The organism is Vibrio anguillarum (genome assembly GCF_001989995.2).
GTDB lineage: Bacteria > Pseudomonadota > Gammaproteobacteria > Enterobacterales > Vibrionaceae > Vibrio > Vibrio anguillarum.
On sequence record NZ_JAHGUP010000080.1, the window covers coordinates 1 to 7,118 of the forward strand.

The following is a 7,118-nucleotide window of genomic DNA, read 5'->3' on the forward strand; positions in this document are numbered from 1 at the left end:
CGTTGTCAACCCCTTAGCCGAGCGTTATGTTAATTAATATGTTGGTTAGTTTTAGTTAAAAAAGAGGGAATAATAAATGTCAAAGAATAAAAGTTACGTAATGTGGAACAATAAAGGTGGAGTAGGAAAGAGTACGATAACTTTCCATGTTGCTTCTGTTTATGCTGAGGAAAATCCAGATCGTGACGTTATCGTTATAGATATGTGCCCCCAAGCAAATTCATCATCAATGTTGATGGGTGGCGGTAAGCAAAGTGAAGAAAAACTGCAAGAGTTGATATCCAAGGATGAGCCTCAGAGTATTGTTGGGTACATTACCGAAGCTACCCTTAAAGGGGATGCAGACTTAAATAAATATATTACAAGGCTTTGTGAAATAAATAAAAATGTTAGCAATAATATATTTCTTATTTCTGGTGATGGTAATCTTGAGTTAATTGCTCCTTTATTATCAGAACGTGCAGAGGCAACTCCTTTATCTGCATCTGATAATCCTTGGATTAAAATTCATTCAATAATTCGTATTTTAACTGAAAAAAGATTAGATTCTGCTAGACCTTGTACATATTTTATTGATACTAATCCAAGTTTCGCAATATATACTCAGTTGGCCATTGTTGGGGGAGAGAAATTACTTGTTCCTATTAATGCTGATGATTCCTCAATATTTGCGATAACAGGTCTATTCAATCTCATTTGGGGTACGTCAATAAGTCACCCTGTTTATGGTAAATATACATTTGCAACGAAAGCAAAAAATCAAGGATTAAGTTTGCCTAAAATATCATTCTTGTTAGGAAATAGGTTTACTCAAAAGGTTGGTGCGGCACATGCATTCAAGGCGTTATCGAATGAAGCTATAAATAAAATGTATTCTGAGTTCGTGAGAAATCCAGATAAATTTGAAAGTCTTAGTACTAACGTAAATAACTTAGATGAATTTGAAAAGGCTTATAGCATAGAACTTCGTGATTTTAATAGTGCAGGTGTAGTCGCAGCAAACCAAGGTTTACCTTTAAGTAAAATGGACAGGCATACTTATGAAGTCTATGGCGAAAAAATCCAAGTTGCTAAAGAACAAAGAGATAAATGTAAGGCGGCAATTGTTAGCTTGGTTCAAAAACTCTAAAAATTAACATAACAAACGCTTCAAGAGGGACAGCCAACGCGTGGCATTTTTACTATGCGTTGGCTTTTGTGATTACGGTGTTATGCGGAAAATTAGTAGTAGCGTTGTCTGCCCCTTAAGCGGGCGTTAGTTTCAGTCATCACCACTTACACACAAAAACTTTTCAACTAATAATCATAAGGAAAATTAATATGTCACTTACAGAAATTATTACTATATGCGCTTTTCTTATCGGAGGGACATTCACCCTCAAATCTTACAATCCTGACACTTTTGATAAATCTATAATAGTTCTTATTTTCGGTGCTTGTTTTATAGTATTTTCATCTGCAGTTTCATGGGACATGGCAATATCCTATCTCACAAAAGGAAGAGAAGATATAGACCTATTGGAGACTGCATCACAATTAACAAAGTACTTGGGTGATATATACTTGATAAGCTTTACTTGGTTTTTCAGTAGCATTTTTATAATGTTTTTACCCCAAAAGGCCAATCTCGACCCCAAGGATAAAGAATGATAAGGGTAAACCCAAAAACACAAATAGATGGAACGCTGTGGTTCCCTGTATCTCTTTTAGTGGTCTCATGATGAGTACCTCCTAGTTTAATGAATAATCACAAGGAAAATTAATATGTTTGTAATTTACACTACTCACGTTTCTCAAGAAGATCAGCAATTGTTTCCAAGTCTTGAGATGCTTCATAGTAATTGCGTAAAATTGTCTGAAGCTGTAGAGAAACTTGCTGAAGACGTTTGGTTTCTCCATAACGTTGAATCTTTAAGCTTCTTAAGTACTCTGGGAATGTTAAACCAAGCTCACCGTCTGGATCTTGAATTTCACGTAAAAGGTCTTTGTTCATAGCTTCCTCTTTATATGTTTAATTTTATTACAATTAAATTGGTTGGTTGATTGATACCTTTGATAAAACTAACAAAGCATTCAAGTGGATTCACAACGCTCGGTGTTCCGAGCAAGAGTTAAGGTTCACAACTTGCGTTGTTCACCACTTAATGCAGCGTTATGTTACAAAGGAGAAAATGTGGATATATCAACAATTACTAGCGCTTTGAGGCTACCTAAGAAGACGTATTTTTTAGGTGCCATTGTTAGCGGTATGTTGCTTTTCTTAAATGATGAAATGTTACAGCAATTGGGGCTGCTTTCATTTAAAGAACTATATTCAATGTGGATTGGTATATTTTTCCTAATCACATTTGGTATGAGTGTTATCTTTTTAGGTGAAAGTGTTTTCATCTACGTCAAGCAATCTAGAGACTTTAGACAAAAGCAAGTAGAACGAAAATTAGAAGAAGAACGTATTGCAGCAGAGGTTGCTCAGCAAGAAGAAGATAAGAAAAAAGAAGAAGTAAAAGAAAATGAAAGGTATCAGAGAATATTGGAACGACTTGATAACTATGAAAAATCGGTACTGAGGGAGTTTTTTATCTCACAGAAAAATACAGAAGAGTTTTGCTTTGACGACGCTACAGTGATGGGTTTGATAAAGAAAGGTGTCATAAAACAGGTGAGCAATCATGCTTATCAAACGGATATCACTGGGCGTGTTGGTAAATTCCGGATTGATGATAGGGCAATTGATTACCTCAATGAGGTTGATTTTGACGCGATAAACCATGTTGCTAGACCCGAGTGGGTGGAGAGAATCGAAATCTACAAAACTATTCAGAGCAAGGCATTAGAAATTGGGCGGCAAATTAAGCACTTGTAACATAACAATCTGTTTAAGAGTGATTCGCAACGCTTGGCATTTTTGTTATGCGTTGCGTTTTGTGTTTTAGATGGTATGCGGCGGCTTTTGTATTGCGTTGCTCACACCTTAACAGGGCGTTAGCCGTTTTCACAATCATTAGCCAAAGTGTAAGTTGCAAAATGAGTAAAAAGGGTGTAATTTTTACTCATGACGAAATTCGAATTTGATGAAAATAAAAGCAGGTCAAATTTTGAGAAACATGGAATTGATTTCTATACAGCTCAAGGTTTGTGGAATGACTCTGATCTTATCGAGATCCCTGCAAACACAAGTGATGAACCTAGGTATTTGGTCATCGGCATGTTAAATGGTAAGCATTGGTCTGGCGTCATTACATACCGTGGACTAAATATTAGGATCATTTCAGTCAGACGTTCACGTAAAGCGGAGGTGAACTTATATGAAAGCGCATGAGTTTGATGCCAAGTTTGAAAGTGACGATGACATTTTAGGTGATATAGATTTATCTAAAGTTAAGCGTCCAATGCAAAAGCAGAAACGGGTAAATGTTGATTTCCCTGCATGGATGTTAGATTCACTAGATCGTGAAGCTAACCGAGTAGGTGTTACACGACAGTCGATTATCAAGATTTGGCTAGCTGAAAGGCTTGAAAATGTAGCTCATCACCACACTTCAAACTAAACGGCTAACAAACGCTTCAAGAGGGACAGCCAACGCGTGGCATTTTTACTATGCGTTGGTTTTTGTGATTACGGTGTTATGCGGAAAGTTGGTACTAGCGTTGGCTGCCCCTTAAGCGGGCGTTATAAAGCAAGGAGAGTTCTGAGTTTGAAAATTGGCACTGATAGACTAGAAATGACTCAAATCACAGCGGACGATTGGGATTTATACCAATCTTTAAATCGAGATCCTGCGGTAATCAACTTCTGCTTTGATGAGCCATCATTTAAGGAAATTGAGGAAAACTTCAATTCTCGGCTCCCTGTGTGGAATAAAGCTTCTGAACATTGGTTGTGCTTAACCATAACTTTGAATGAAACTGGCGAAAAAATTGGTGTTACTGGTTTTCGTATGCGTGATGGCGTAGCCGAAGTTGGTTTTCTATTTCAGGCTAAATATCACGGGTTAGGTTACGGCTCTGAATCTCTAAAAGCTCTGATTAAATGGGCATCCGAAGAACAAGGTATTCAATCATTTAATGCGGTCGTAACTGAGGGTAATATTGGTTCTGAGAAAGTATTAACAAAATGTGGATTTTCGCTTAAAGAAATCATCCCAGACGCTTATGAAATCGGCGGTAAATGGTACGCAGACCATATTTATCAATACGAAAAAATTGCTTTATAACAAAGCATTTAAGAGTGATTCCCAACGCTTGGCATTTTTCATTCCATCGTTGGGTTTTGTGTTTACGGTGGTATGGTTAGGTTTTGTGGTAGCGTTGCTCACACCTTAATGCGGCGTTAACCCTCTCACACATTCATGCGCGAGGTTATTTTGTTGCATAGGTGGCTATTGTCATTTAAAAACAAATGAGATAAGATGGAAAATGGCTTAGAGAGTTTTAATTGTTGTATAAATCACCCAGAGAAGTTGGCGCTTCTCTGGATAACTTTAACGAAGAGGTGTGTAATAAATACTTAACGCTGACATTATAGCTTCCCCAAGTTATCTTGTCAATACACACCTCCTAACTTTCCTCAAGGAGGTTCTTATAGAAAATTTACTAGTTTTGTTTTCCATCCCTAAACACGTTATTAACGGACTCTTAGGTTTCTTTAGACTCATAGTAAGTTTAATTACATATCGAAGACATACCAAGTTCTGTGAAAACATAAAAGATGAACGACTACGTTGTATTGCTTATGTAAAAGGGTTACCGCCACATTTAACAGACGCAAATACGTATGGACTCATCAACAACAATGAAAAGGAGATTAACCCAATAGAATTACCAAAACCTTAATAAAACTAACTCTCTAAGACCATTTTCCATCTTATCTCTAACAAACGTATATGCAACACAACTCGCAAACCTTACAACAAAGGTGTGTTATGTTGTTGTGCCAATACACAACAAAAGGAAATTGAAATTATGATTAGCCGCAATAAAGAAACTGTATTCCTTACAAGATTTGAAGCTAAAAGAAACAATAATTGGGTTGATATATTCGACGCAGATATGCATTTCAACTACCTACCAAGAGTAGGAGATATAATTAACGTAGACTCCTGTTTAATGAAGGTTTTAGTAGTTGAGTATGATTATAAGTATCAATTCAATCCGACTATTCGTGTCGAAGAGCTTGGACACATTGAAGAATACTTTCGTAATCATCTTTAAAATCTGGATCCCCACACCATCGAAAAATCTCAGACACATAAGAATTTAATGGGTTTTGGGGGTTAGTAATAATCACAGCTTTTACACTATTAGGTTTTAGCTGTGATGTAAAATTACCCTTAACTTCAATCAGTTTATTGTCGGTAGTAATTACATACATAATATTTCTCCTTATGAGAAGTTAATTTAATTTCGTCACGTTAGTGACATAAGGTTATGTTTGTGTGGCTAACAACAACCTCGCCACACAGAGGGTTAACAAAGCATTTAAGCGGATTCACAACGCTCGGTGTTCCGAGCAAGAGTTAAGGTTCACAACCTGCGTTGCTCACCACTTAATGCAGCGTTAGGGCTAAAAAGGATAGTTTCTATGGAAAGTATGAATATGAACAAAGTCATGTTGCTAGTCGATTTCATGGGCATTGGTGAAGATTTCGTTTTCCATTTGGAAGCCAAATACAAATGTGTAATTGAGGTCGGAGAATTAGTCGATGCACTTGACAAGGAGGGTATCGAGCCACCTTTGGATGAAAATATAATTCACAGTTTTATTTCATCGTCTAGTTACTTAGATACTTGCACCCCAATATTAGAACGTATAGTTCTACGCGATGAAGATAGTGTTTTACCTGGTGGGATTGAACGTGAACTCACCAAGAAGAAGTATAAAATTAAGGGTGAAGTTTGGGACGTACACCAAGATGACGTTGACCCTTTCCCTTCCTCGCCACATGCACATAATTACGATGAGAATGTGGTTATGCACCTAGGCACGGGAGAGTTATATAGAAGTCGAAAGTTAGTTGGAAAGGTAAACAAAAAGCACTTTCTGAGACTAAGAGCGCTAATTAATAATGTTGAACTTCCAACATTGGAAATTTAGCCCTAACAAACAATTTAAGAGGGATTCCCAACGCTTGGCATTTTTGCTTCTACTTCAAGTTAAGTGTTTATGGCGCAATGCTTTAGGTTGGGTGGTAGCGTTGCTCACCACTTAACGCGGCGTTATATGCTTTGAACTACCTGGCAATCCCTAGTGATACTGTTTTTATATACAGTTATGGGTGGTGTTGTTAGAATGCGATAAAAATCTTTCGGACTTTAACAATAAAAAGGACATCAACATGATTTTAAATCACGTTTCAGTAGGTACTTCTGATGTAGCGAGAGCCGTTAAATTTTACGATTCGGTTCTTTCTACATTATTCATCAAACGTGCTCACTATATCGAAAATATTGCTGCTGCTTATGGTGAAAACTTTGAGTTTTGGGTTGGTAATCCTTGTGAGGGGAAAGCGACTTCAAGTAATGGTTCACATATAGCTTTCAATGCCCCTTCTAAAGAGTCTGTTGAACAGTTTTATACCACTGCAATTGAACTAGGTGGTACATGCGAAGGTAAGCCGGGTTTTAGACCTGAGTATGGTGAAAACTATTATGCTGCATTTATTCGAGATCTGGATGGAAACAAAATTGAAGCAGTCATAATGTAGCTTTAGCACGCATATAACAAAGCGTTTAAGACGGACTCCCAACGCTTGGCGCTTTCGGCTTTCTTCAGGTTAAGTGTTTATGTCACAATGGTTTAGGTAAGGTGGTTGGCGTTGCTCGCCACTTAACGCGGCGTTATGCAACTCAGGGAAATTTAGGAGTTCAATCTTTTTAGATTTCTCCGGCCATTCGTTTTGTGTTGTCGGCAAATGAGCATTTTTACCCTCAAATTCTTGGTTAACTCAAACCGTAAAACAGGCAAATTTCTTTGTTTGCCTCAATTGGTTTTAGCGTTGGCGCGTTGTCAGTTTAGCGGGCGCAAAGTGTGGAAAGGGCAAGTTTATCGAGCATTTTGCACTTGCTGAAGTTTTCGCTCGTTGAGTTTTCCTGATTCAAAAGCTTGGTTTGTTGCTGAA

General features: G+C 37.4%; 9 protein-coding genes. 8 read left to right on the forward strand and 1 reads right to left on the reverse strand.

The genetic code is table 11. The annotated features are described in order from the left end of the window. Positions 1 to 76 precede the first annotated feature (76 nt). Together PL85_RS15985 and PL85_RS15995 are read left to right on the forward strand one after the other, a co-directional pair. A complete protein-coding gene (locus PL85_RS15985) occupies positions 77 to 1,129 on the forward strand; it encodes a ParA family protein (RefSeq protein ID WP_115340095.1) in 1,053 nt (350 codons plus the stop codon). A gap of 191 nt (positions 1,130 to 1,320) precedes the next feature. Next, positions 1,321 to 1,650: a hypothetical protein gene (locus PL85_RS15995; RefSeq protein WP_115340096.1), complete on the forward strand. Its 330-nt coding sequence runs from the start codon at positions 1,321 to 1,323 to the stop codon at positions 1,648 to 1,650. A gap of 130 nt (positions 1,651 to 1,780) precedes the next feature. Here the strand turns inward: PL85_RS15995 and PL85_RS16000 are convergent, their stop codons facing one another. Continuing rightward, positions 1,781 to 1,993 carry a hypothetical protein gene (locus PL85_RS16000; protein WP_115340097.1) on the reverse strand — a complete coding sequence of 71 codons (213 nt, stop codon included), beginning with the start codon at positions 1,991 to 1,993 and terminating at the stop codon, positions 1,781 to 1,783. Between the two features lie 180 nt (positions 1,994 to 2,173). Between PL85_RS16000 and PL85_RS18890 the strand changes: the two genes are divergently transcribed. The 6 genes from PL85_RS18890 (at position 2,174) to PL85_RS16040 (ending at position 6,704) form a co-directional block, all read left to right on the forward strand. Beyond that, positions 2,174 to 2,863 carry a super-infection exclusion protein B gene (locus PL85_RS18890; protein ID WP_115340098.1) on the forward strand — a complete coding sequence of 230 codons (690 nt, stop codon included), beginning with the start codon at positions 2,174 to 2,176 and terminating at the stop codon, positions 2,861 to 2,863. Between the two features lie 189 nt (positions 2,864 to 3,052). Next, on the forward strand, positions 3,053 to 3,319 hold the full coding sequence (locus tag PL85_RS16015; protein ID WP_010320360.1) for a BrnT family toxin: 267 nt from the start codon (positions 3,053 to 3,055) through the stop codon (positions 3,317 to 3,319). Beyond that, positions 3,306 to 3,548 carry a type II toxin-antitoxin system BrnA family antitoxin gene (gene brnA, locus PL85_RS16020; RefSeq protein ID WP_115340100.1) on the forward strand — a complete coding sequence of 81 codons (243 nt, stop codon included), beginning with the start codon at positions 3,306 to 3,308 and terminating at the stop codon, positions 3,546 to 3,548. Before PL85_RS16015 ends, brnA begins: the two co-directional genes overlap by 14 nt. A gap of 174 nt (positions 3,549 to 3,722) precedes the next feature. Beyond that, positions 3,723 to 4,214, forward strand: coding sequence for a GNAT family N-acetyltransferase (locus tag PL85_RS16030; protein ID WP_115340334.1), 492 nt, complete (start codon positions 3,723 to 3,725; stop codon positions 4,212 to 4,214). A gap of 1,367 nt (positions 4,215 to 5,581) precedes the next feature. Beyond that, positions 5,582 to 6,094: a hypothetical protein gene (locus PL85_RS16035; RefSeq protein WP_115340102.1), complete on the forward strand. Its 513-nt coding sequence runs from the start codon at positions 5,582 to 5,584 to the stop codon at positions 6,092 to 6,094. Positions 6,095 to 6,335: 241 nt separating this feature from the next. Next, positions 6,336 to 6,704 (forward strand): VOC family protein, encoded by a 369-nt coding sequence (locus tag PL85_RS16040; RefSeq protein ID WP_115340103.1) that lies wholly within the window; start codon positions 6,336 to 6,338, stop codon positions 6,702 to 6,704. Positions 6,705 to 7,118: the final 414 nt, after the last annotated feature.

Coding starts and splice junctions, on each gene's coding strand:
- PL85_RS16030 (WP_115340334.1), top strand. CDS start 3,723: ATGACTCAAATCACAGCGGACGATTGGGATTTATACCAATCTTTAAAT.
- PL85_RS15995 (WP_115340096.1), top strand. CDS start 1,321: ATGTCACTTACAGAAATTATTACTATATGCGCTTTTCTTATCGGAGGG.
- PL85_RS16040 (WP_115340103.1), top strand. CDS start 6,336: ATGATTTTAAATCACGTTTCAGTAGGTACTTCTGATGTAGCGAGAGCC.
- PL85_RS16015 (WP_010320360.1), top strand. CDS start 3,053: ATGACGAAATTCGAATTTGATGAAAATAAAAGCAGGTCAAATTTTGAG.
- brnA (WP_115340100.1), top strand. CDS start 3,306: ATGAAAGCGCATGAGTTTGATGCCAAGTTTGAAAGTGACGATGACATT.
- PL85_RS15985 (WP_115340095.1), top strand. CDS start 77: ATGTCAAAGAATAAAAGTTACGTAATGTGGAACAATAAAGGTGGAGTA.
- PL85_RS16035 (WP_115340102.1), top strand. CDS start 5,582: ATGGAAAGTATGAATATGAACAAAGTCATGTTGCTAGTCGATTTCATG.
- PL85_RS16000 (WP_115340097.1), bottom strand. CDS start 1,993: ATGAACAAAGACCTTTTACGTGAAATTCAAGATCCAGACGGTGAGCTT.